23 protein-coding genes and 1 pseudogene are annotated in these 23,020 nt (G+C 60.3%); 8 read left to right on the plus strand and 16 right to left on the minus strand.

Features of this window, described 5'->3' with window-relative positions; genetic code table 11:
* Positions 1–111 precede the first annotated feature (111 nt).
* Both HX812_RS23845 and HX812_RS23850 read right to left on the minus strand, forming a co-directional pair.
* A complete protein-coding gene (locus HX812_RS23845) occupies positions 112–1,728 on the minus strand; it encodes an inorganic phosphate transporter (protein WP_038845272.1) in 1,617 nt (538 codons plus the stop codon).
* A 101-nt stretch (positions 1,729–1,829) separates the two neighbouring features.
* Positions 1,830–2,852, minus strand: a complete 1,023-nt coding sequence (locus HX812_RS23850; protein WP_016978332.1) for a transporter — start codon at positions 2,850–2,852, stop codon at positions 1,830–1,832.
* Positions 2,853–4,135: 1,283 nt separating this feature from the next.
* On the opposite strand from HX812_RS23850, the gene HX812_RS32455 reads away from it, so the two are divergent.
* A complete protein-coding gene (locus tag HX812_RS32455; protein ID WP_372849579.1) occupies positions 4,136–4,744 on the plus strand; it encodes a methyl-accepting chemotaxis protein in 609 nt (202 codons plus the stop codon).
* Positions 4,745–4,878: 134 nt separating this feature from the next.
* Here the strand turns inward: HX812_RS32455 and HX812_RS23860 are convergent, their stop codons facing one another.
* Entirely contained in the window at positions 4,879–5,184 is a 306-nt protein-coding gene (locus tag HX812_RS23860) for a PepSY domain-containing protein (protein ID WP_033896270.1), read from the minus strand.
* A gap of 152 nt (positions 5,185–5,336) precedes the next feature.
* On the opposite strand from HX812_RS23860, the gene HX812_RS23865 reads away from it, so the two are divergent.
* Positions 5,337–6,200 carry a sterol desaturase family protein gene (locus tag HX812_RS23865; RefSeq protein ID WP_038851061.1) on the plus strand — a complete coding sequence of 288 codons (864 nt, stop codon included), beginning with the start codon at positions 5,337–5,339 and terminating at the stop codon, positions 6,198–6,200.
* On the opposite strand, the gene HX812_RS23870 is transcribed toward HX812_RS23865, so the two are convergent.
* Complete coding sequence (locus HX812_RS23870) at positions 6,192–6,845, minus strand: AraC family transcriptional regulator (RefSeq protein WP_038851063.1); 654 nt, start codon at positions 6,843–6,845, stop codon at positions 6,192–6,194. The two genes, HX812_RS23865 and HX812_RS23870, sit on opposite strands and share 9 nt — an antisense overlap.
* Entirely contained in the window at positions 6,846–7,973 is a 1,128-nt protein-coding gene (locus HX812_RS23875) for a glycerophosphodiester phosphodiesterase family protein (protein WP_033896267.1), read from the minus strand.
* Positions 7,974–8,205: 232 nt separating this feature from the next.
* Here HX812_RS23875 and HX812_RS23880 point away from each other — a divergent pair, with 232 nt between their 5' ends.
* The gene (locus HX812_RS23880; protein ID WP_033896266.1) at positions 8,206–8,529 is read left to right on the plus strand and encodes a DUF2025 family protein; all 324 of its coding nucleotides are present in this window, start codon (positions 8,206–8,208) and stop codon (positions 8,527–8,529) included.
* Positions 8,530–8,750: 221 nt separating this feature from the next.
* On the opposite strand, the gene HX812_RS23885 is transcribed toward HX812_RS23880, so the two are convergent.
* On the minus strand, positions 8,751–9,074 hold the full coding sequence (locus tag HX812_RS23885; RefSeq protein ID WP_038846759.1) for an antibiotic biosynthesis monooxygenase: 324 nt from the start codon (positions 9,072–9,074) through the stop codon (positions 8,751–8,753).
* Complete coding sequence (locus HX812_RS23890) at positions 9,071–9,772, minus strand: CTP synthase (protein ID WP_177128222.1); 702 nt, start codon at positions 9,770–9,772, stop codon at positions 9,071–9,073. The genes HX812_RS23885 and HX812_RS23890 overlap by 4 nt, the downstream gene beginning before the upstream one ends.
* Before the next feature lie 80 nt (positions 9,773–9,852).
* Here HX812_RS23890 and HX812_RS23895 point away from each other — a divergent pair, with 80 nt between their 5' ends.
* A complete protein-coding gene (locus HX812_RS23895) occupies positions 9,853–10,731 on the plus strand; it encodes a LysR family transcriptional regulator (RefSeq protein WP_038846754.1) in 879 nt (292 codons plus the stop codon).
* On the opposite strand, the gene HX812_RS23900 is transcribed toward HX812_RS23895, so the two are convergent.
* The 5 genes and pseudogenes from HX812_RS23900 to HX812_RS23915 all read right to left on the minus strand — a co-directional run bounded on the left by HX812_RS23900 (position 10,728) and on the right by HX812_RS23915 (position 14,768).
* Positions 10,728–11,246 carry a DUF1003 domain-containing protein gene (locus HX812_RS23900; RefSeq protein WP_033896262.1) on the minus strand — a complete coding sequence of 173 codons (519 nt, stop codon included), beginning with the start codon at positions 11,244–11,246 and terminating at the stop codon, positions 10,728–10,730. The two genes, HX812_RS23895 and HX812_RS23900, sit on opposite strands and share 4 nt — an antisense overlap.
* Positions 11,247–11,322: 76 nt before the next feature.
* Complete coding sequence (locus HX812_RS32460; protein WP_371317939.1) at positions 11,323–11,874, minus strand: methyl-accepting chemotaxis protein; 552 nt, start codon at positions 11,872–11,874, stop codon at positions 11,323–11,325.
* A pseudogene (locus HX812_RS32465) lies at positions 11,875–12,732 on the minus strand (PAS domain-containing protein); the annotation flags it as partial.
* 172 nt (positions 12,733–12,904) lie between these two features.
* Positions 12,905–13,963, minus strand: coding sequence for a diguanylate cyclase (locus HX812_RS23910; protein ID WP_038846751.1), 1,059 nt, complete (start codon positions 13,961–13,963; stop codon positions 12,905–12,907).
* 190 nt (positions 13,964–14,153) lie between these two features.
* Positions 14,154–14,768, minus strand: a complete 615-nt coding sequence (locus tag HX812_RS23915) for a TetR/AcrR family transcriptional regulator (protein WP_038846750.1) — start codon at positions 14,766–14,768, stop codon at positions 14,154–14,156.
* A 123-nt stretch (positions 14,769–14,891) separates the two neighbouring features.
* Here HX812_RS23915 and HX812_RS23920 point away from each other — a divergent pair, with 123 nt between their 5' ends.
* The 3 genes from HX812_RS23920 to HX812_RS23930 all read left to right on the plus strand — a co-directional run bounded on the left by HX812_RS23920 (position 14,892) and on the right by HX812_RS23930 (position 18,411).
* Positions 14,892–15,941, plus strand: a complete 1,050-nt coding sequence (locus tag HX812_RS23920) for an MBL fold metallo-hydrolase (protein WP_038846748.1) — start codon at positions 14,892–14,894, stop codon at positions 15,939–15,941.
* Between the two features lie 387 nt (positions 15,942–16,328).
* Positions 16,329–16,811: a hypothetical protein gene (locus tag HX812_RS23925; RefSeq protein WP_038846747.1), complete on the plus strand. Its 483-nt coding sequence runs from the start codon at positions 16,329–16,331 to the stop codon at positions 16,809–16,811.
* A 97-nt stretch (positions 16,812–16,908) separates the two neighbouring features.
* Positions 16,909–18,411, plus strand: a complete 1,503-nt coding sequence (locus tag HX812_RS23930) for an amidase family protein (RefSeq protein ID WP_038846745.1) — start codon at positions 16,909–16,911, stop codon at positions 18,409–18,411.
* Here HX812_RS23930 and HX812_RS23935 read toward each other — a convergent pair.
* A complete protein-coding gene (locus HX812_RS23935; RefSeq protein ID WP_038846744.1) occupies positions 18,395–19,198 on the minus strand; it encodes an SDR family oxidoreductase in 804 nt (267 codons plus the stop codon). The two genes, HX812_RS23930 and HX812_RS23935, sit on opposite strands and share 17 nt — an antisense overlap.
* A gap of 114 nt (positions 19,199–19,312) precedes the next feature.
* Between HX812_RS23935 and HX812_RS23940 the strand changes: the two genes are divergently transcribed.
* Positions 19,313–20,251, plus strand: a complete 939-nt coding sequence (locus HX812_RS23940) for a GlxA family transcriptional regulator (RefSeq protein WP_038846742.1) — start codon at positions 19,313–19,315, stop codon at positions 20,249–20,251.
* Positions 20,252–20,255: 4 nt separating this feature from the next.
* On the opposite strand, the gene HX812_RS23945 is transcribed toward HX812_RS23940, so the two are convergent.
* From HX812_RS23945 to HX812_RS23955, 3 genes are all read right to left on the minus strand, one after another.
* Positions 20,256–20,621: a helix-turn-helix transcriptional regulator gene (locus tag HX812_RS23945; RefSeq protein ID WP_038846741.1), complete on the minus strand. Its 366-nt coding sequence runs from the start codon at positions 20,619–20,621 to the stop codon at positions 20,256–20,258.
* Positions 20,622–20,714: 93 nt separating this feature from the next.
* Entirely contained in the window at positions 20,715–21,662 is a 948-nt protein-coding gene (locus tag HX812_RS23950; protein WP_038846740.1) for a hypothetical protein, read from the minus strand.
* Between the two features lie 54 nt (positions 21,663–21,716).
* Positions 21,717–22,886 (minus strand): MFS transporter, encoded by a 1,170-nt coding sequence (locus HX812_RS23955; RefSeq protein ID WP_038846739.1) that lies wholly within the window; start codon positions 22,884–22,886, stop codon positions 21,717–21,719.
* Positions 22,887–23,020: the final 134 nt, after the last annotated feature.

Here is a 23,020-nt window from a genome sequence, read left to right on the forward strand (position 1 = left end):
AAATGTGGGAGCGGGCTTGCTCGCGAATGCGGTGGATCAGTCAATTAATAGGCTGACTGACACTCCGCATTCGCGAGCAAGCCCGCTCCCACATTTTTGCCCTGTGTGGTGTCAGAAGAGTTGGGTGAACAGCCAGTAGAGGCTACCTGACAGCAGGATGGCCGCTGGCAACGTCAGCACCCACGCCATCGCCAGGTTGCGAATCGTGCGCATCTGCAACCCACCGCCATTCGCCACCATCGTCCCCGCGACACCGGACGACAGCACGTGGGTGGTCGACACCGGCAACCCATACATATCCGCCGCGCCGATGGTCAGCATCGCCACCATTTCCGCCGAAGCGCCCTGGGCGTAGGTCAGGTGCGTCTTGCCGATCTTCTCGCCGACGGTGACCACGATGCGCTTCCAGCCCACCATAGTGCCCAGGCCGAGGGCGATGGCCACGGCGATCTTCACCCACAGTGGAATGAAGCGTGTGGAGCTGTCGATCTGTTGCTTGAACAGTTGCAGCTTGCCCTGGGTATCGGCGTCGAAATTGCCGACCTTGCCCTTGTCCATCAACCGAATGGTTTCGCTGGTCAGGTACATGTCGTTGCGCACGTTGCCCACGGCTTCGGCGGGCACTTTGGCCAGGGAGCCGTAGCCTTTCACCTCATCACCGATCTGCCCGGCCAGGGCGGCGAGGGCGGGGACCAGTTCCGGCGTGGCTTCCTTGGTGCGCACGTAGGTCGAGAGGATCGGGCGCGGGTCGCCGGCCAGTGCTTGCGGTGCACTTTTCACCAGGGCGACCTGGGTCACTTCGGCCACCGCCGCAAACTGCAACGACTGCTCGGCGGGCATGGTGCGGTTCAGCGCGTAGGCCATCGGCAAGGTGCCCACCAGGATCAGCATGATCAGGCCCATGCCTTTCTGCCCGTCGTTGGAACCGTGAGCAAAAGACACGCCGGTGCACGTGGCGATCAGCAGGCCGCGAATCCACCACGGTGGCGGGGTGTCGCCTTTGGGTGCCTTGTACAGCGCGCGGTTCTTGACGAACGCGCGCAGGGCCAGCAGCAACATCGCCGCAAACGCAAAGCCGATCAGCGGCGACAGCAGCAAGGCGTAACCGATCTTGATCGCCTGGCTCCAGTCCACGCCGCTGGTGCCGTCACGCCCGTGCATCAAGGCATTGGCCACGCCGACGCCGATGATCGAACCGATCAATGTGTGGGACGACGACGCCGGCAAACCCAGCCACCAGGTACCGAGGTTCCACAGGATCGCGGCGATCAACAGGGCAAAGATCATCGCGAAACCGGCGGAAGAACCCACCTGCAAAATCAACTCCACCGGCAGCAACGCAATGATGCCGAACGCCACCGCACCGCTGGAAAGCAGCACGCCAAGGAAGTTGAAAAAGCCCGACCACACCACCGCAAAATGCGGCGGCAGCGAGTTGGTGTAGATCACCGTCGCCACGGCGTTGGCGGTGTCGTGGAAGCCGTTGACGAACTCGAACCCCAGGGCGATCAACAGTGCCACGCCAAGCAGCAAGAAGGGCGTCCAGGTGGTGAGTTGGGCGCCCATTTCGTGCATGTCGTGCATCAGGCTGTAGGCGGTGAACAGCAGGCCCATGGCGAGCACGGCAAAGAAGATGATCACCGTCACCAGGCCGGGTTTCTTGTCCAGCCTGGGTTTGGGGTCTGCGGGAGACGCGTGGGGGGAGGCAGTCAGGGAAGGGGTGGCCATGCCGGAGCATCCATGTTGGGAGGATGTCGTTCATGATCATTGCAAGATGTTACAGAGATGCTGCCATATATCAGTGTTTAGGTGATTGAACCGGCCGCTGGTCAGTAATCCTTGCGCTTCCTGAACGCCCAACGCCCGGCAATCAGGGTAAAGGTCGCGACCAACGCCACCAGAATCCAGAAGCCTTCCGGGTCCTGGGAAAGCGGCACGCCCCCCACGTTCATGCCAAAAAAACCGGCAATGATATTGATCGGCAACGCCAGCACTGTCACCACGGTCAGGGTGAACAGCGTGCGGTTGCTTTGCTCGTTGAGGTTGGCGGCGATTTCTTCCTGCAACAACTTGATGCGTTCGCCCAGGGCCATCAGGTCGTTGATGATCAGCGCGAACTCCTCGGTGGATTTGCGCAATTCCTTCACGTCTTCCTTTTGCAGCCACTGCGGCGGGCGGTTGAGCAGGCGCAGCAGTGAGCCCGGTTCCAGTGCCAGCAGGCGTTGCAGGCGCACCAGCACCCGGCGTGCGGCGCCCAGTTCGGCACGGTTGGTGGACAGGCGTGAGGACAGCAACTGGTCTTCGATATGGTCGACGCTGATGCTGGTCTTGCGCACGATCTGGGTCAGCACTTCACCCTGGTCGCGCAGCAAATGCACGAGCAAGGCCAGTGGCGAGCGAAAGCTTTCGCCAGCCTTTACCGACGAGCGCAACTTATCCACCGAGTGCAAGGGTTGCAGGCGCGCGCTGATCAAAAGGCGGCTGCGGGCGCAGACCCACAGCGTGGAAATGTCCGACGAGACCATGCTGCTGAAGTTGAACACCACGTCGTTGACCACCGCCAGCAAGGCCGAGTCGACGTGTTCGATGCGCGTGGAACGCGAGCCTTCATGCAGGGCTTCGAAGAATTCTTCCGGCAGGTCCAAGTGGGCCTGCATCCAACGCTCGCACGCGGCATGGGCGAGGTTCAGGTGCAGCCACAAAAACTCCTCCGGGTCGCCCGGTTGGCGCAACGCCTGGAGCGCCGCCGCCGAATCTATCTGCTCACCCTTTTCCCCTGGGCGAAAACGAAAACCGTAGAGCAAGCCAAACAGGTCGGAATCCTGGTGGCTGTGATCGATGCTGTGGTTCATGAGGGCTCGCAGAAAAAGCGCCTGTAGGAGGTTTCACAGGTACGCATGCGCGAATCATTGCAAGGAGATTTGACAGTTTTGTGACGGTTTTGAATTTATTTCGTTGTGGTGACATTTATTTGACCGTTTGTCAGCAACCGTTCAAGAAGGCTCTAAATCGGCCGATTCAAGGCGTTAAGAACCGCAGTGGACCGGCGGTGCCTTTTGATGACAAGGACGTTAGGCGTGCATGCACCCATTCCTTGTATCGAGGCTTTTCCCCGATGAATGTTTTGCGAACCTCCTTGAGAGCACAAATCCTGTCGCTGCTCGGTGGCAGCCTGTTGGCGATGCTGTTGATCGCCCTGGCCTGTTTCAACTTTTTGTCCAACGGGGTGCAGAGCTATCGCAGCTTGATCGATGGGCCGCTGCTGACTTCACAATTGATTGACGAGGCCAACCTGCAATTCAAGGTGCAGGTGCAGGAATGGAAAAACGTTCTGCTGCGCGGCAAGCAGCCCCAGGACATGGAGAAATACTGGGGCCAGTTCCAGGACCGCCAGCGCGATGTGCAAGGTATCCTCACGCGGCTTGTCACCCAGACCAGCAGCGACCCGAGCCTGAGCCGCCGCATCGACACCTTGCGCCAGGAACACCAGCAACTCGGCGTGGCTTACCAGAAAGGCCGCGATGCCTACGTGGCCGCAGGTGGCGATGCAACGGTCGGCGACACTGCGGTAAAAGGAGTGGACCGTGCCGCCAGTGAGCAGATGAGTGCGTTGGTCAGCGACCTGCGCGAACAAGGCAGCCAGCAATCCAAGGCCATCAGTGCCTATGCCGAACGCACCGTGCTGGTGGGGCTGGCGATCATGCTGTTGTCCGGCATATTGATCGGACTGTTCAGCCTGTGGCTGATCAACCGCAACCTGATCCTGCCGATCCGTGGCTTGATCGACTACGTGACGCAACTGAGCCATGGTCGCTTTGCCGAGCGTGTTGCCAGCCGTCGTCAGGATGAGCTGGGCCACCTGGCCGCTGCCGCAAATACCTTGCGTGACTTCCTGGCCGAAACCTTCAGCCGTTTGCAGCGCAGTGCTACCGACTTGGTCAGCGCCAGCGGCGAGTTGAATGCCATCGCCGGGCAGATGGCGACGGGCACCAACGATCAATTCAACCGTACCGACCAAGTGGCCACGGCCATGACGGAAATGTCGGCCACCGCGCAGGAAGTCGCGCGCCACGCCGCCAGTGCCTCCCGCGCGGCGGACGACGCCGATCACTCGGCCCGCGAAGGCGGTGAAGTGATGAAAGTCACCATTGCCACCATCGGCCAGATGCGTAACGAGATCCTTAATACCGGCACCATCATCCGCCGCCTGGAAACCGACAGCGTGCGCATTGGAAAGGTGCTGGAAGTGATTCGCGGCATTGCCGAACAGACCAACCTGCTGGCGCTCAACGCCGCCATTGAAGCGGCACGCGCGGGTGAAGCCGGCCGGGGTTTTGCGGTGGTGGCCGATGAAGTGCGCAGCCTGGCGCAACGCACGGCGGCGTCGATCATCGAGATCAACGGGATTATCGAAGCGGTACAGACCGGCGCGGTGGATGCGGCTGAAGCCATCGTGAGTGGCCAGTCGTGCAGCGATGAGAGTGTGGAGAAGGTCACACAGGCCGGCGCCATGCTCGCGCACATCACCCAGGCGGTGGAGGCGATCCGCGACATGAACCGCCAGATCGCCACGGCGGCCGAAGAGCAGACCTCGGTAGCCGAGGACATCTCGCGCAACATCACGCAGATCACCACGGTGGCGACGGCCAACCTGGATAACGTGCAGCGCACCGAAGCAGCGAGCCACAACTTGCGTGGGTTATCGAGCGAGTTGAATGAAGTGACGGCGCGTCTGGGCGCCTGACCGGGCACAAAAAAACGCCACCCAAATGTGGGAGCGGGCTTGCTCGCGAACGCGGAGTGTCAGTCGACCTATTCATTGACTGATCCACCGCATTCGCGAGCAAGCCCGCTCCCACATGGGGTTCTGCGTTTTAATCAAGTATCGAGTTTGTTTTCCAGCACTTCGCTAGTTTTGGCGTCGAGCTTGACGTCCCACTTTTTGCCGGTGGTGTCAGTCAGGTCGACTTCGTAGACCAGGCGGCCGGCTTCGTTATCCAGCTCGGTGTCGTTGATCACGGCGCCGGGATGTTTGGCCAGGGCGTCTTTGTTGAGCTGCTCGAAAGGCTTCACGGCGCCGGACTGCAACAGGCTTGGAATCTGGTCCGGGCGAACATCGGCCTGGGCCAGGCCGGCGGTCAGGGTCAGAGCAGTAGCGGCGAACAAAGCGGTCAGGGTTTTCATGGTGTGTGTCCTTCTGGTGAGCTGTTTAAGTGGGATCAGGTTATCCAGCGCAACTTAATTCACCCTTAATTATTTCAAGCGGTTGCGCAGTTTGTTCAATCCGCCACGCGCACGGAATTTCATGCTGGAGGCTCACTTAAAGGAGACTCGGCATGAAACGATTCGTGAGTTGGCTCTACGCCCCTGCATTCCTGCTAGGGTTTCTCGGTTACGCGCTTTGGCGGCCGGATAGCTTGATTGTGTTGTTCGTGATTGCGGTCGCGGTGTCATTCCTGACAGAACACTGGTTGCCCTATGAACCGCAGTGGAATCGCAGCCTGCGCGATCGTCGGCGCGATACGTTGCACGCCCTGGTCAACGAAAGCCTGAACGCGCTGGGTTTGTTGATCCTGCCGGGGCTCACGGCGCTGTTGGCGTTCGAAGGCATTTGGCCGCGTGGCTGGCCGTTGTGGGAGCAACTGCTGATGGCCATTGTGCTGGCCGATGCCGGTATCACCTTGATGCATTACGCCAGCCATCGCATCCGGCCGCTGTGGCGACTCCATGCGGTGCATCACAGCGTGCAGCGGTTGTATGGTTTCAACGGGCTGATGAAGCATCCGCTGCACCAGATGCTGGAAGCCACGGCCGGGTTGCTGCCGTTGATCCTGCTGGGGATTCCCCTGGACGTGGCGCAGTTGCTGGCGTTGGCCATTGCCCTGCAACTGCTGTTGCAGCATTCCAATGTGGACATGCGCCTGGGGCCGTTGCGCTGGGTGTTCGCCTGGGCGCCGGTGCATCGGTTTCACCACATGAAATATGGCCGCGCCGGAGATGTGAATTTCGGTCTGTTCTTCAACCTGTGGGATTGGCTGCTGGGCACGGCGTATTACCGCGAACGCTATCGCATGGGGCCGGGGGATCTGGGGATTGGTAGTCGACCGGATTTCCCGGTGGACTATGGGGCACAGTTGCGTGATCCCTTCAGGCCGGTTCGCTTGAGCAAGGAACCGTCACTGCCGGACGATTTACGTTAACAGTTGAACATCCAGCTGGCGCAATGAGGCTGCCGCCGTGACGCCAAATAGCTGCTTCATGGTCCGCGAAAAATGCGCCGAATCGGCAAAACCCGCACCGTGAGCCGCTTCGGTCAGCGTGCCGCCGGCAAGCGCCAACTGCAGGGCGATGCGCAATCGTCGCCACAGCACCAGACGACGCACGGGTAAACCGAGTTGGTGGGCGAACAGCCGCTCCAGTTGGCTCAATGACAGGTGCGCGGCCTGGGCGAGGGCTTGGGCTGACACTTTGCCGTCGAGTTGTTGATCCAGTGCGGCGAGGGCGCGTTCCAGGCGCGGATCATCCAGGCTGCGTCGGGGGAGTTGGCGCAATGCCTCCAGGGACAGGTCTTGGTGCAGCAAAGGGGCGATATCAAACACGGCCGGTTCGGCGTACAGCACCGAGACCTCACCTTGAGTTTCAAGAATGGCGTGGGTCTGTCGCGACGGGATGAACAGGCGATGGGCCGTGGTGACCTGGCCATCGAGGCTGACCGTGATCGGTGCGCCTTGGGAGCACATCAATTGGTCGGCGTAGTGCGCATGGGGCGCGGTGCGCCCCAGCTCGCCGAGGATCAGGCCGTAGTCACGACCCAACCACAGGCGGCCTGACCATTCGGCCTTCACTCAGTACTTATAGTCGTTCAGCAGGTCTTGCACGCTGGACGACGGCCAGCGCTTGTAGAACTTCAGCAGTTCGGCGGCGCGGTTGGTGAAGATGCCATCGACGCCGGCCTTCATCACTTTGTCGAAGTCCACCGGCTCGTCGACGGTGTAGACGTGCACCAGCAAGCCCTTGTCGTGGGTCAGCTTGTTCATCTCCGGTTTGACCAGGTCCGAATAGCTCTGGTCGCCGTGGTGGGTCAGCTCAGCCGAGGGACCGGTGCCGATGGCGCCGAGGCTCTTGGCTTCGTCGACCCACTTTTCGAACTCGGCCGCGTCTTTCGGCTCTTGCTTGGCGTAGTAGGCGGCCTTGGTGGTTTCGCCGGACTCCGCGAACGTTTGCTTGTTCTTCGGCTCGATGCTGCCTTCCCCCACCCACAGCAGCAGGATTTTCGGGGTGTTCGGCATTTCTTTCTGCAGCTCTTTCAGGCTGGCCACTTCGAAGGTTTGCAGCACCACGCGCCCCTTGCCCTGGCCGACGCCAGTGTTGCTCTTGCCCAGCTTGGAACCAGCGGAGCTCAGCCAGCCTTTGTCGAGCAGCTTGTTCTTCAGGTCGGCTTCGATGCCCGGGAATTGCTTGGGCTCCTTGGTTTCGATGTACAGGCCGGGTTTGTGCTGCGGGTTGCCTTCGGCGATCTTGATGATGTCGTCCAGGCTCTGGATTTTCAGGCCGACGAAACCTGGGCGCGCACGGTCCGGGTACGCGGCGTTGAACCAGCTGCCGGCGTCGAGGGTTTGCAGTTCTTTCCAGGTGAACTCGTTGGCCGGGGCGTCCTTGCGATCAGGGAACTTGGTGGCCACGTCGGTGGTGCGCTGCAGGTTGTTGTCGTGCAGGGCGAACAGCACGCCGTCCTTGCTGCGCTGCAGGTCCATTTCCAGGTAGTCGGCACCCAGGTCGCGGGCGATCTTGTAGGCGGCGGCGGTGGACTCCGGTGCATCGAAGGAGGCGCCACGGTGGGCGATCACGGCCGGGTACGGAATGCCTTCATTGGTTGCCAATTCAGCCGGGCTGATAGGGTCTTGCGCATGTGCCTGGCCAAGGCCGAGCATCAGGGCGAGCAGCAGGGCGCTCTTGGTAAACGTGACGGGCATATGCGAAGTCCTTTCGTGGAGGTAGCTTTGAGAAGGCCTCCTTTTTAACAATTGATTGCGAAAGGCGCTATCACCAAACCGACATTAACGTGCGCAGGCTTCAATTTTCTCGGATTTTTCCCCAGGCATTGCAGTATTCTTGCTCGCAGCTGCCCCATCAGAGGGCGGTACTTTCCGCCACGCGTGTAAACCATCTTTCCAGTCCCTTTGGGACTTTTCAGTGAGGTTTACCATGCGCATCACTTCCGAACTTATCTGCCAGGCTGCCGACCAACTCCACGGGTTTGTTGGCCTCAACCGCAAGACCGGCCAGTACATCGTGCGTTTCAGCGAAGACGCCTTCGGCATGGACGTGGCCGATGACGGCATCATCCCCACCGCCGAATTCGTCTGGCTGCCGGCCCCGGAGCAGACCATGACCCTGTCCCGCGAGCGCATCCAGTTGCTGCTGGACCAGAACATCGACGACCGCATCAACATCACCGAGCCGTTGCGGGTGTATATGCGCCGGGTGGAGATACCGCAGATCAGCGCGTTGCGCAGTCTGGTGAGCTAACCCCGTAGTGCTCGGCTTTTTGTGGCAGGCGTGCTTTCTGTAGCGAGCGTGCTTGTTGTGGTGAGCGGGCTTGCCCCGCGCTGGGGCGCGAAGCGGCCCCAATAAGGGCGCCGCATTCTTCCCGCTAGAACGAGTTGTCAGGTTTGGGGCTGCTGCGCAGCCCAACGCGGGGCAAGCCCGCTCGCCACAGGAAGCCACAACAAGTCCGATCACCACTGGGGTTATTCGCTTTCGAAGGCGTAGGCCCGTTCGACTTTGCACACCCGAGTCTGGAAGGCCGAGTACCAGGTGGCGCGCCCCTGTTCGCGCACCGTCCGGTGTTCGGCCTGCTGCTTCCAGGCCAGGATGGCCGCCTCACTCTCCCAGTACGACACGGTGATGCCCAGGCCGTCTTCCCGTGCGGACTCCACGCCGAGGAACCCTGGTTGTTCGCGTGCCAGTTCCAGCATGCGGCTGGCCGCCTGGCTATAGCCTTGATCGCCTTCGGTGCGCAGTGAACTGAAGATCACCGCATAGTAGGGCGGCGAAGGTGTGCGGGCGATCATGCGGACACCGCCTGGCAAGCCTTGACCAGGGCCATCGCCAATGGCGGCGTAATGCCTTCCAGCGCGGCGCGTTCGGGCTGGAACAGGGTGGCGACGAAGAACGGGTGGTCGAGCAGTTCCACCGCGCGCAGGTCACCTGCGCAATCGTGGCCGCTGGGGATCAGGTCGCCTTCGAGCAAGGCACCGAGGAACTCGGGGTTCACGCCATAACGGCAGCGATAACCTTCTTGCACATCCAGGGTGCCATAGGCTTCGGCGATCCGGGTGTAGGGCGCCAGGCGCACGGTGTCGGTGGCTTCCACCAGGGCGCAGCTCAGCGGTGCGATCACGGCGCGCTTGGCGTGTGGCGCGAGTTCGCCATGTTCGGCATCCTTCCAGCCCAGGACATTGCGTGCGTATTCCAGCACGGCATGCTGAAAACCGCCGCACGTGCCGAGGAACGGTCGGCGTTGCTCGCGGGCAAACCGGATCGCCCGCATAGCGCCTTCGGTGTCGCGGTAGGGGCTGGCGGGGACGCACCAGAAACCGTCGAAGTCGTGCAGTGACTCAGGCAGGGTATCGGTGTCGAGCCACTGCACATGAACGCTCAGGCCGAGGGCTTCGGCGGCGCGTTGCAGCGCCACGGGGATGGCTTGGTGAGCGATGACATCGGGGTTGTAATCGCCGATCAGAGCGAGGTGCAGAGGCGTGGTTTTCATCGTGTTCATCCCATGGCTTGTGGAGTCCTGGGGCGCACTATAGATTGGCGTTCACGCAATCAATATGGGCGTTTTAGCACATGCTCAATGCAGTCACGCACTATTCAATCGACTACCCGGATCTCTCGCTGATCCTCGCCCTGGTGCGCGGCGGCACACTCGCACGGGCGGCCACGTTGTTGCGGGTGGACGTATCCACGGTGTTCCGCGCGGTGCGGCGCCTGGAGGCGGCCCTAGGCCAGACGTTGTTCGAAAAAAGCCGCGCCGGCTACCTGCCCACCAGCCTGGCAAGCCATCTGGCGCAGCAGGCGGAACGCGCCGAGCAGGCGCTGGAGGCCGCGCGCATTGGTGTGGAGCAGGGCGGTGAAGTGATCAGCGGCACGGTGCGCCTGACCTGTACCGACTCGGTGCTGCAAGGCTTGCTGTTGCCAGCCTTGGCGCAGTTCATGCCGCAGTATCCGGCGTTGACCCTGGAACTGAGTACGTCGAATGATTTCGCCAACCTCAGCCGTCGCGACGCGGATATCGCCCTGCGCCTGACCCGCACGCCGCCGGAGCATCTGGTGGGCCGGCGCCTGGGCAATGTGGCGTATCAGGTGTGCGCCAGTCCGGGTTTCGCCCAACTGCACGAAGGCCGCGAGCTGGCAGACCTGCCCTGGATTGCCCCGGATGACTTCCTGCCTGATCACCCCACCGTCGTTTGGCGCCGCGGGCACCTGCCCGGCGTGCGTCCCAGTTATCGCTGCAACAGCATGTTGTCGGTCACCGAACTGGTGCGCGCAGGGTTGGGAGTGGCGGCGTTGCCGGACTTTCTATTGGGCAACGGCTTGCAACCGCTGGGCCCCGCATTGGCGGGACACGACACGGCGTTATGGTTGCTCACGCGTCCCGATTGTCGAGCGCTGCGCTCGGTGGTGACGCTGTTTGACGAGCTGGGGCGACACCTGCGGTTACCTTAGGTTTTTCGCACAAAGTGCTCGTGCATTTCGCTAGTCAGGCTTTCGATGTGTTCTGTCAGCTGTTTGGTCATTTCCGTCAGCCGGGTGTTTTGTTCGAGCAGTTCCAACAACTGTTTAGTAGTCTGCGCGGCCTGGGCCTGACGCTCGGTGTTGGCTATGGCCAGGGCTTCGCGGTGTTGCGCGTCGGCATCTGACTGCGCTTTGTCGCGAGCCGCCTGGCGGGTCTGGGCCAGCAGGATCAGCGGCGCGGCATAGGCCGATTGCAGGCTGAACGCCAGGTTGAGCAGGATAAACGGGTACACGTCGAAGTGCGTGACGCCGGTCATGTTCAGCACCACCCACAACACTACGATGGCGGTTTGTGCGCCGAGGAAGGTGGGGGTGCCGAAGAACCGGGCGAAGGCTTCGGCCTTGAGGGCAAAGGTGTCATTGCCGAAGGTTGGCGCCAGGTGGGCATGAGGGCGGTGGAAACGCAGGTGGTCGACGGGAGCGGTTTCGGTCTTTTCTGGGGTCATGGCAGGCTCGGATCATTTGCTTGAAGACAAGCAAGCACTATAGACCGAGCCCCCAGCGCTCCGTATGAAGATCGGGTCAGTTGCCACCGCGCTCATTGGCGAATGCACTCACCGCCTGCACGGCCTCGCTGGTGCCTTCGCGGATCTGCAGGATCACTGTGCCGGCGCGGTTGGCCAGGTCGACCCCTTGCGCGGCGCGGTCCCGGGTGCCGTCCATGCTGTGGATGGCCTGGCGGGTTTCCTCCTGGATCATCGCGATCATGCTGGAGATTTCCGCCGTGGAGCCACTGGTGCGCGCTGCCAGTTGCCTTACTTCATCGGCCACCACGGCAAACCCGCGACCTTGTTCGCCGGCACGTGCGGCCTCGATGGCGGCGTTGAGGGCCAGCAAGTTGGTCTGGTCGGCGATGCCGCGAATGGTGTTGACGATGGCGGTGATCTGCTGCGAACGCTCGCCCAGCTTGGCGATCAACTGGGAGGAGCCGTCGATATTCGCCGCAATGTCGCGCATGCCGCTGGCCGTCTGCTGAATCACTTCGGCGCCTTTTTCGGCGATGTCCCGGGTGTTCAGGGAGATGTGGTACGCCTGGGCCGCGCTGGCGGCGTCGGCGGTGTGTTGTTGCACCATGGCGGTCACGTCCGAGGCGAACTTCACCACTTTGCACAGGCGCCCGCCGGCGTCGTACACGGGGTTATAGTTGGCTTCCAGCCACACCGTCTGGCCGTTCTTGTCCACCCGTTCGAACTGCCCGCTGAACATTTCGCCTTGGTTCAAGCGCTTCCAGAAGTCGCTGTAGGTCGCGCTATTGGCCAGCTCTGCGGTGCAGAACATACGGTGATGCTGGCCCTCGATCTGCGCCAGCGTGTAACCCATGCGCTGCAGGAAGTTTGCATTGGCCGTGATGATGGTGCCGTCGAGGTTGAACTCGATCACCGCCATGGCGCGGCCGATAGCGGCCAGTTTGGCATTGGCTTCGCTTTCGGCTTGCAGGCGCGGAGTGACGTCCATGGCGTACTTCACCACTTTGGTCACCTGGCCCGTGTCATCACGTACCGGGTTGTAGCTGGCTTCCAGCCAAACCGACTGGCCATCGCCCGCCACCCGTTCAAAGGTGCCTGACTGGAACTGGCCATTGCGCAGGTTCGACCACAACTGGTTGTACTCGGCGCTGCGGGCGAACGCCGGGGTGCAGAACATACGGTGCGATTGGCCTTCGACCTGCTCGGCGCGGTAGCCCATGGTCTGGAGGAAGTTGGCATTGGCACGCAGCACAGTGCCGGACAGGTCGAATTCGATCACCGCCATGGAGCGCTCGATGGCGTCCAGCAGGCTGGCCTGTTGAGCGACGGTGTGTTGCAGGGCATTGATGGTTTTTTTGTGGGCGTTGAATAGCATGTTCGGGTGCTCGGGCAAGCAAGCGTCGGGAGTATCCATGTTTATGCGCCTGCCCCCGTAAGGCATGGGCCATACGGTTGACGTGCTCATTGCCAGCTTCCTTGTGCCAGCAGCGGGGGTGGAACAACGGGTTCAGAGTCGTGCGTTGCGTCGGAAGTTCGGCCTCAGGGCAGGCACTTTTATGGAAGGCGACCAATGGCGGCATTATGCTATCGCCTAGGCCGTGGGTAGGAAAAATCAGACGAGGTGTCGTATGACAACCTCAGGCGGAATGAGCGACCACTTCTTCGCTGATGTTGACCCGGTTACGTCCGGTGTCCTTGGCGGCATACAGCGCCCGGTCCGCCGCATTCAGCCACATGGCGGCGTCGGTGAAGAAGGGTTGGAAATCAGCCAGGCCGATGCTCAGGCTCACGCGCAACTCAGGGATCTGCGGGTTGCGGTAATTGCTGAAGGTCTCGCGCATGCGTTCCATAACCTGCGCGGCCTGTTCCAGTGGCATTTGCGGAAGAATCACACAGAACTCATCGCCGCCATACCGTCCAGCCAGGTCGTTTTCCCGCAGGTGTCGCCGTAACTCCAGGCTCAACTGCCGTAGGACCGCGTCGCCGACAATATGACCGTGGGTGTCATTGATCTGCTTGAAGTGATCGATATCGATCAGGGCGATGGTGGCGTGGCTTTGCTGCAGCTGGCACTTGTGGAACTTGAGGTGCAGCAGGTCTTTCCATGAGCCATGGTTAAGCAGGCCGGTGAGGCTGTCGATGCGGCTCAAGGCGCTGAGGGCGCGTTTGTGTTCGGACAGTTTGATTGCCAGTTGAAAGCAGACCATGCCAATAGCCATGGGGTAGAGCGTCAACATCGGCAAACAGGCATAGACCTGAACCAGGCTGACCGAAGGGTTGAACTGCAAGCCGAACACTGCTGCCCCCACGACGGCGCCCAGCACTTGAGCCAATGCGCCGCGTATCAGCAGGCGTTTGCCACCGGCGGCGACGTTATTCATGGCGACCATCGACAGCAGGGTCACGGTGGTCAGCGGTGTGAACTGCAGCGTGGCGGCCCAAAACCCGCTGAACACGGCGTCATACACCAGGTTGCGCTGTTCGGCGTCGTAGGGGAATTTGGAGCGGGTTGCCAGCTGATATGCCAGGTGCGGCCAGACGAAACCGTTGACCAGCAATAACGCCCATAACCAGTCTGGTTTACCTAAGGGGTACAGGGCCGCTATCACGCTGACGCAGCACATGGCCGTGCCGATGATCCTTGGCTTGTAGATACGCCTGGCAAAGGAAAGCCCTTTGCCTTGTCTGTTTTCCATAAATTCCTGGTTCAGCTCTTTTTGCAGATACGACGACACACGTTCGCAGGGTTAACCGTTGATCGGATAATACCGGCGAATATTGTCAGTTATTCGCGTGGGAATAATCAGTGTCCTTCCAGGCCATTTGCGCAAAACAGAGGGCGAATGCGTCAAAAACGACCCGGAATGTCGTTCGCACAACCGGCTTTTACGGCGTGACCTCATAACCGGCCAGGAACAGGTCGATGGCCGACTCGATAACGCTGGCCTGACTGGCGGGGTCCAGGACCGGTTGGCCCAAGGTAATCTGCGGCCAGAAGGCAAACGCCTTGAGCAGGCTTTGAATCTGGTGGGCGGCAAACGCCGGGTCGCTGCAGTTGAGCCGGCCATCTTCCTGGGCGGCGCGTACCCATTGGGTAAAACCTTCTTCGCGCTTGCTCAGGCGGGTGACCATATCCTGTGCGCGCTCCGGCGAATGGATGGTGGCGGCGATGGCGACCCGGGCCAGGTCGAGGAAATTGGCATCCGCCATCATCTTCATCTTGGCTTCCAACAAGCCGCGCAATTGCTCGCGCAGCGGGCGATCGCTGGCGTAGCTGACGTCAAGCTGCGCAACGCTGCTGGCCCAGAGTTGATGGAGAATTTCGGCGAACAACTCTTCCTTGCTGGGGAAGTGGTTGTACACCGTCCGTTTGGAAACACTGGCGGTAGCGGCGATCTTGTCCATGCTGGTGACCTCGAAACCGTTCTCGCGAAATTCAGCGATGGCTGCGGCCACGATGGCTTCGCGCTTACGGTCGGTGAGGCGTTGTGGGGCAGTCATGGAGGGCGCTCGGCTGGTCAAGGAAAGTTACACTCGGTAGTTTACTTGCTGTGTATTTTGTTGCAATCTTGAAACTACACTGTGCAGTGTAATTTTAGAGCGGTCTGTAGGAGTCACCTGTAAATGGCCACGATTTCGTCCCGTGTCGATTCTTCGCCGGCAGCGCCCAAGCAAGACCTGGGGCACTTCAGCAACGAGGCGCCCGTGCAGCAGGGTGGCTTGGGCAAGACCTTGCGTATTTTCTGGAACATGCTGTTCAACAAGCCGCGCAGCACGCGGCCGGTGGGGCAGATTCCGGTACAACCGCTGAGCCGTGAGCAGTTGCTGGCGGCGCCTGATCACAGCGTGTTCCGCCTCGGGCATTCCACCGTCTTACTGAAAATGCGCGGCAAATTCTGGGTGACCGATCCGGTATTCGCCGAGCGTGCGTCGCCGTTCAGTTGGGCCGGCCCCAAGCGTTTTCATCAGCCGCCGATCAGTCTTGAAGAGCTGCCGCCGCTAGAGGCAGTGATTCTTTCCCACAACCACTACGACCATCTTGACCGCAAGGCTGTCGTCCAATTGGCCGATAAGACCCGCTATTTTCTCGCGCCGCTGGGCGTCGGGGACATTCTGGTGAAATGGGGCGTGGACGCCAGCAAAGTGCGCCAGCTGGATTGGTGGCAGGGCACTGAGGTGGATGGCATTCGGTTTGTTGCCACGCCAGCGCAGCATTTTTCCGGGCGCGGCCTGTTTGATGCCAATCAGACCTTGTGGTGTTCCTGGGTGATGATCGATGGTGCCCGGCGGATTTTTTTCAGCGGCGATACCGGTTACTTCGACGGTTTCAAACGCATCGGCGAACAGTATGGTCCGTTTGACCTGACGCTCATGGAAACAGGTGCTTACAACGTCGATTGGCCGCACGTGCACATGCAACCTGAGCAAACCCTGCAAGCGCATATCGATCTCAAAGGCCGCTGGTTGCTGCCGATTCACAACGGCACCTTCGACCTGGCGTTCCATGCCTGGCACGAACCGTTCGACCGCATCATGGCCCTGGCCTGGGAGCGCAACGTGTTTATCACCACACCGCAGATGGGCCAGGCGTTCAGCTTGAACCAGCCCGAGCGTGGGTATGCGTGGTGGCTGGAAGTGGAAAATCAAGGTGCAGAGGAGCGCCTCGCCAGCTGAAGGACAAGGCGTCGGAAAAAGGAGTTTTCAAGCTGTTTCAGAGCTGCGACAGACGCCAGTCAACGGTGCGATGATCCCCCGGAAAGTCTTTTTCCGGGGGTGGTTTTTATGGAAAGCAAGTGTCGGAAATTCTGGCAGGCGGGTATACCGTGTCCGACGGGGCAACCTGCATCTGTACTCGCTGAAGCGTCTGGATTGGCGACTGCGCTCAACGAGCAAGTGAATCCGCGAGGTATTGCTTTTGGTGTCGAGCCCCTGGCTCGTGACAACCCTGGGCGAAGCGTCCCCATTCCTGGATATGACGCGCCAAGTCTTCCCCTGAAACCCTCGCGGGACCCGTCGCTGTCATTGATTGCCTTGGGTGGGGTCGATCCTTCTGGGCCGGTGATGGTGGAAGTGCCCCTGGTAGAAAACAACACGACCTTCACTGCCGATCACGCGCTCGGCGGCAGACGCGTAGGGTTTGCCGAGCGGTTCGTGGAGGGTAACCAACATGAGCAGATCGAGCACAACCCTTCTTTCCTGAGGGCCTTGTATATCTTGCGCCGGTCTGGAACCGAGCTGGTACCGGTGCCTGCGCACCGGGCCAACCACACCCTGCATTCGCGCAACGAAATCGATGAACTGGTACGGGCATTCCGCCTGGACGCCCTGGTTTCCGACAGCCGCAGCAGCGCATTCCACGGGGCGTGCTGGAGTGGATACCCAGGGTTTGGTGAGCCCCTTGGGGATGGGGCGACGCTGTGGTTCTACGGTGCACGATGGGCGAAGGATTGGTTTCCTGCTCTGGTGCAGGGGTATCGAAGCGCCCGTCGCGCGGCGGATTTGCAGGATGAACCACCCACTGCGTTGAACTATCCCACACGCTGAATCGCCTACGTCGCGCTGCCCGGGAGGAGTGGAGTTTTTAGACTGGGCCACGGATCAACGTTGGTCCTTCTTCATTTCTTACTCCCCAGGAGGTCGTATGTTAGGTATCGCGTATGGGATGGGCTCCATGGTCCGGCAAGTCGTACAGTCGTTTGCCGGAGACTACTCACCCGCTGTTTCAACACCCGTGCCCGCTGGCACTGAGTACCTGAGTGTCAAAGAGCTTGGCGCGCAAATGGCCCAGTCGGGCGGACTTACCTCAGCCAGTCTGGTCGCTTACCTGCAGGAGCGGATCCGCAGGTTGGATCCGCAACTCAGCTCCGTCATAGAACTCAACCCCAAGGCACTTGAGACCGCGCTCGAGTTGGACCGTGAGCGAGCCAGCGGCAAGGTGCGCGGGCCCCTGCATGGCATCCCCGTCTTGCTCAAGGACACGATCGACACCGAAAATATGCAAACCAGTGCCGGTGCGTTTGGGTTGGTCGGTGCTGCGGCCGGCAAGAATGCCCCGTTGGTGGATTACCTGATCAAGCAGGGCGCGGTGATCCTCGGTAAAACCAATATGACCGAAATGGCGGGGTTCCGTGGAGGTCCGGATGGCTGGAGCAGTCGGGGCGGGCAGACCCGAAATCCTCATCGATCAGATGCCGATGTTGGGGGGTCCAGCTCGGGTTCTGCCGCTGCTGTTGCAGCCGGGTTGGCGCCCTTGGCGGTGGGGGCGGAAACCAACGGTTCGATCATTGTGCCGGCAGCACGCAACGGTATTGTCGGGCTCAAGCCCACTGTCGGCCTGTTGGACCGCAACGGGATTATTCCCGCTAGCCATCACCAGGACACACCGGGCCCAATGACGCGTTCGGTGCATGACGCTGCCCTGATGCTCAATGCCATGTCTGGCAGTGATCCTAAGGACCCGGCAAGTGTGGGGGCGCCTCAAGGTATCGATTACACGCAGTTGCTGGTTCCAAGCGCTTTGAAAGGCAAGCGTATCGGCTATCCCTCCACGTTCTCCAAAGAGGGTGAAACCTTGCCTGTGGAGAACAGCGCGCAGTTCAATCGGACACTGGAAGTGCTTCGCGAGCAAGGCGCGGTGTTGGTGCCGGTCAACCTGCGGCTGGCTGATGCCTCGCGCTACGATGAGTTGCTGCTCTCGGATGTGAAAGAGGAGCTGAACACCTATCTGGGCAAACGTTCGGGGTTGCCGGTCAAATCGTTGACCGAGTTGATCCGGTTCAATGATCTACGTGACGGCAGTGAGACGGATCATCAGCCAGTGCTCAAGGAAATCAGCGCCTCAACCCTGACACCAGAGGAGCGCAAGCCACTTTGGGATGCGCTCATTCAGGATTTCAGAAGCACGATCGATGACCCGGTCAAGGCAGAAAACCTGGACGCGATGGTGTCGGATTTCGACACCAACAGTTACTTCGGTGTCGCAGCGGCTGGCTATCCTGGAATCGCCGTACCGTCTGGCGTAGATGAGGATGGCCTACCCACCAGTGCCTACTTTTTTGGTACCCAATGGACCGAACCCACCTTGCTGGCAGTGGCCCATGGGTATGAGCAGGCCGCTCAGGTAGCGGTTAAGCCGGAGCTTTGATGCCATAACGTGCCGCTGGGGAGCGATGCGACAGGTTGGGCCCCAGGGCCAGGCGTGCTGTTTCGTAGGCGTCCCAGTCGAGGCTGTCGGGCAATGACGGGATGGTCACCTTTTCGCCCTGGGCAAGGCCTGCCAGTGCCGCATCCACCAGATTTTCCGTGCTCATGACGATGGTGTCGGGAAGGTTGTTCACGGGCAGCCCCGCAACATCCCAGAACTCGGTGGCGGTGGCGCCGGGCAGCACCACTTGAACACTGACCCCCTTGTCACTCAGCTCATGGTCGAGGGATTCGCTGAACGCCTGCACAAAAGCCTTGGTGCCGGCGTACACACCATTCAACAACTTAGGCGCGACCGCGACGATCGACCCGATGTTGATCAGGGTGCCACGGCCCTGGGCGACAAAGTTTGTCGCGGCAGCTTTTGCCAGGCGAGTGAGCGCGAGGACATTGAGCAGGATCATGGCGTCCATCTTGTCCGGGTCAGAGGCCAGCAATGACGCCGTCGCACCAACGCCGGCGTTGTTCACCAGCAGGCTGATGCGGCTGTCTTCAAGCAGAATCTGTTCTATGCGCGACAGATCGGCAGGCAAGTTGAGATCGGCGGCCACTACCTGGATGTCCCGTTGGGTCTCGACTTTCAGTCGGGCCGCCAGTTGGTCGAGTCGTTGCTGATTGCGTGCCACCAGCATCAGGTCGTAACCCTGGCGAGCCAGGCGGTCGGCATACACGGCACCGATCCCGGACGAAGCGCCAGTGATCAGGGCATAACCTTTGGATTGAGTCATTGCAGTTGCTCCAGAAGGGCCGGGGAAGGGCGGCCTTGTTGGAGCCAAGATTATGGGTGTAATGTATTGGCTGCAATGTCGTATATCCCTCCTTTCAGGACATGAGGTTTCGCCATGGTATCCATCGGTATTCTGCTGTTTCCCGGGTTCCAGATGCTCAGCCTGGGCACCAGTACCGTGTTCGAATTCGCCAACTTCGAGTTGGACCAGCCGTTCTATCGCGTGGACCTGTTGTCGGAACACGGTGGGCCGATCCAAAGCTCCATGGGTTTCGCCATCGCTACCATGCCCTTCGGCCAACAGCACTACGACACATTGCTGGTGGTGGGAGACAACGAACTGCTGCAAGCCACGCCCGGCATGCTCACTTACCTGCAGCAAGCCATGCTCACTTCGCGTCGCGTGACATCGGCCTGCACCGGCTCCTTTTATCTGGCCGCCGCCGGGTTGCTGGAGGGCCGCAGAGCGACGACCCATTGGTACCACGCCCACACCTTTCGTCAGGCCTACCCGAATGTACGGCTGGAGGAAGACCGGATCTTCACCGTCGATGGCCCGCTCTGGACCTCCGCCGGCCTGACCGCCGCCCTCGACCTGGCCCTGGCCTTGGTCGAGCATGACCTGGGTGTCGAGGTTGCACGTGCAGTAGCGCGTAAATTGGTGGTCTACCATCGCCGCGCAGGCGGCCAGTCGCAATTCTCCGCACTGTTGGAGATCGACCCCAAATCCGACCGCATTCAAACCGCCCTGCTCTACGCCCGGCAGCACTTGCAGGACGATCTCTCAGTAGAGCAGTTGGCTGAAGTTGCGCACTTGAGCCCGCGCCAATTCAGCCGATTGTTCCGTGCCGAAACCGGCCAGTCTCCCGCCAAGGCTATCGAGCGGTTGCGCATCGAGGCAGCCCGCCTGCTGCTTGAATCTGGCGATCACTCCATCGACATCATCGCCCGCGAAACCGGCTTCGGCGACCCGGAACGCATGCGCCGCGCCTTCCTGAGGGCCTTTGGCCAACCGCCGCAGATGATGCGTCGGGCGCTGCAACTGCAGGCCTGAGGCTCTATGCACCACTAGGTTTAAGGGGGGCCGACGTTGAACCTATCAAGCGAGAGAGGATGCCTTGCGCTACAGGCTCCGGTTCTTCGGTGTCGAACCGGCGCGCACTCATCCCCCACCCCGGCGCAAACCCTGGGAAGAACACCAGCCCTTCAGCCTCCAACCGAAACGCCAAGGCCAGGCGGGTTTCATCACCTACGTCATGATGGTGTTCAAACTGTTGAACCGCTTCAACCGCCACACCGGCCTGGCAAGCCAGGTCTTCCCGGCTCCAGCCCAGCATCGCGCGGGCCTGAACGCTGTGCTTGGCGGTGAATTGATGCAGGACGATCTGCTGTTCTACGAAAGAGCTCATTGCCAGAGAGGACATGGGTTTTCTCCAGGTTCGACGGGGGAGGACAAACTATACTGTGTTTTTGTACAGTTGTTTTGACCGCTCATCAACTGGATTCTCGCGGACCCGCTATTCCACCCCTGGCGCCTCCCGAATGATCAGATGGTCCAGATTTTCGATATTCGCGCTGAAGACCCCGAACGTTTGCTCGGGGTTCTTCTTGCTCGGCACCTGTTTCAGTTCCGGCGTCACCCCATAGAAGAAGCAGTACAACGCGCGCTCACTGTCCACCGCTGCCTTGATCTGCTCCAGGAACGCTTTGCGTTTGCGGTAGTTCTCGATGAGTTTTTTGCTCAGGTAAACGTTGACCGAGTAGGGCTTCTTGTCGAGCCACACCTTCCTTTCGAAGTCGATGCGAAAGCTGCTGGTGTAGTCCTTGATCGCCTTGATCTTGCCCCAGTAGATCAGGCCCTTGTTGTCCTGCAGGTACTCGATCTTCTTGAAAAACGTCCAGTAGGTTGCGGCGTGCTCACCAATCTTCAACGGCATGGACCTGAGCTTGTCCTTGTCGTCGAGGTTGGACACGAAACATTCCACCGGGTGGGCGAACACGCTGGTTTTGTCTGGAGTGCTGTCACTGGCGCTGTGGGAGACATAGCTTCGATTTGAAGGTGCCTTCACGGGATCGTGTGAGATGTTTCCCTCTGCCCCGACAGGCGGCGTTTTGCGTTCGTACTGACGACGGGTGAGTACAAACTCCGATGGGAAATTGTCCTCACGCTCGTCTTCATTTTCACCTGTCGCAGCCTTGTGAGTGCTGGCGTAACGGCAACCGTCGATATGCCGGGTGCTGGTCTTGTTCTTGAAATGCGGCGTGCGCAGGTAATTGACGTTTTTGGCGTTGAAGGTGCTCAGTGCGTTGCCGGTATCAAACGCCGCGCGACACTCATCATTGGGGCAGAGGAAGCTGTCCTTGTCTGAATCGAAGTCGGTTGTTTCGTCGAAATTCAGGTCTCGTACGTCGTAGATCGACAGCTTGTCATCGAGACTCAGGCTGTAGGCCGTGTCGAATTTCATGGGGCTCGGGTCCGTGAGAGGTTTCGCTATTAATAGCGGGATCTTGCGTAAATATCAGCAAGAACCTGCAACCCTTCGCCCGCTCAAGAAACACAGTGTTCCGCCCACCGCTGTCAACCCGGCCAGCGCATAAAACATCGTGGTCGGCGGTGAGTTGATCAATAGATAGCCACAAATCACCGGGCTCAGCGCGCCGCCAAAGGCCGCCAGGTTCTGTGCGCCGTAGTAACTGCCCCGCAGCGACTCGGGGGCGAGGGTGTCGATAAACAGGAACTCGGATGGGAAGATAATCATCTCGCCCAACGTAAACACGAACATCGCCACACACCACGACAGCAGGCTGTCAGCCTGGCTGAAGCCGATCAGGCCACCGATGAACAGCGCAGTGCCCAGCAGGATCCAGTAGCGCAATTGCTCGCGCTTGAGGAAGCGGCCGATCTGGTATTGCAGCAACATCACGGTAATGGCGTTACAGGCTAGGACCGCGGAAAGAATCTTCAGCGCATCATCCGGGTTGTGGATCACCAACAGAAATTGCGACAGGTACAAGGTGTAGCGGCCATGCACGATGGTGCTCAACAGGCTGCCGCCGGTGAACAGCACCAGGCTGCGGTCGTTGCGCAGGGTCTTGAGGGTGCTGAGAAAACTCAAGGGTTTGCTGCTTTCATCACGCTGGGTGGGCGGGATGCCGATCATCAGGAACACGCTGATAAACGCAATGGCGCTGGACAACATGAATGGCAACAGCGGCATCTGCCCGGCAATCACCACGCCGACCATAGGGCCCGTGGCATAGCCGATATTGGTGAGGGTGTAGCGCAGGGAAAACACCTTGGCGCGCTGCTCAACCGGCAGGTTCTCGCTGATGATCGCCTTGGAGCCGATCAGGAACAGCGCCGATGCCGACTCGGTAATCACCAACGTCAACGTGGTGAGGTAGAGGTTGGTGGCAAAGGTCAGCAACAGAAAACCGATGGAGCTGGAGAGCATCGCCAGGATCAGCAATTTGCGCTTTTCCATGCGGTCGATGACGTAGCCGCCGTACAGGCCCATCAAGGTGGCGGTGAACACCGCGATGCCCATCAGCAAGCCGATGTCCTGCTGGTCGAGGCCCAGGCGTCGGCTCAGCAGCAAGGTCATCAAGGGACTGGTCATGGCCCGGCTGATGACGATGGTCAGCGAGCAAATCATCAGGCGACGGATTACCAGGGAGTAGGTGGCCACGGCGGGGCGAGTGTCCTTATTATTTTTTCAACGCAACACACATCACAGGTGGAACGGGCTTCTGTGGCGAGGGAGCTTGCTCCCGTTTGACTGCGCAGCAGTCACCGGCTTTCAGGGGCGCTTCGCACCCCAAC

The sequence above is a fragment of the Pseudomonas sp. IPO3749 genome, assembly GCF_013386605.1.
Classification (GTDB): Bacteria; Pseudomonadota; Gammaproteobacteria; order Pseudomonadales; family Pseudomonadaceae; genus Aquipseudomonas; species Aquipseudomonas azotoformans_A.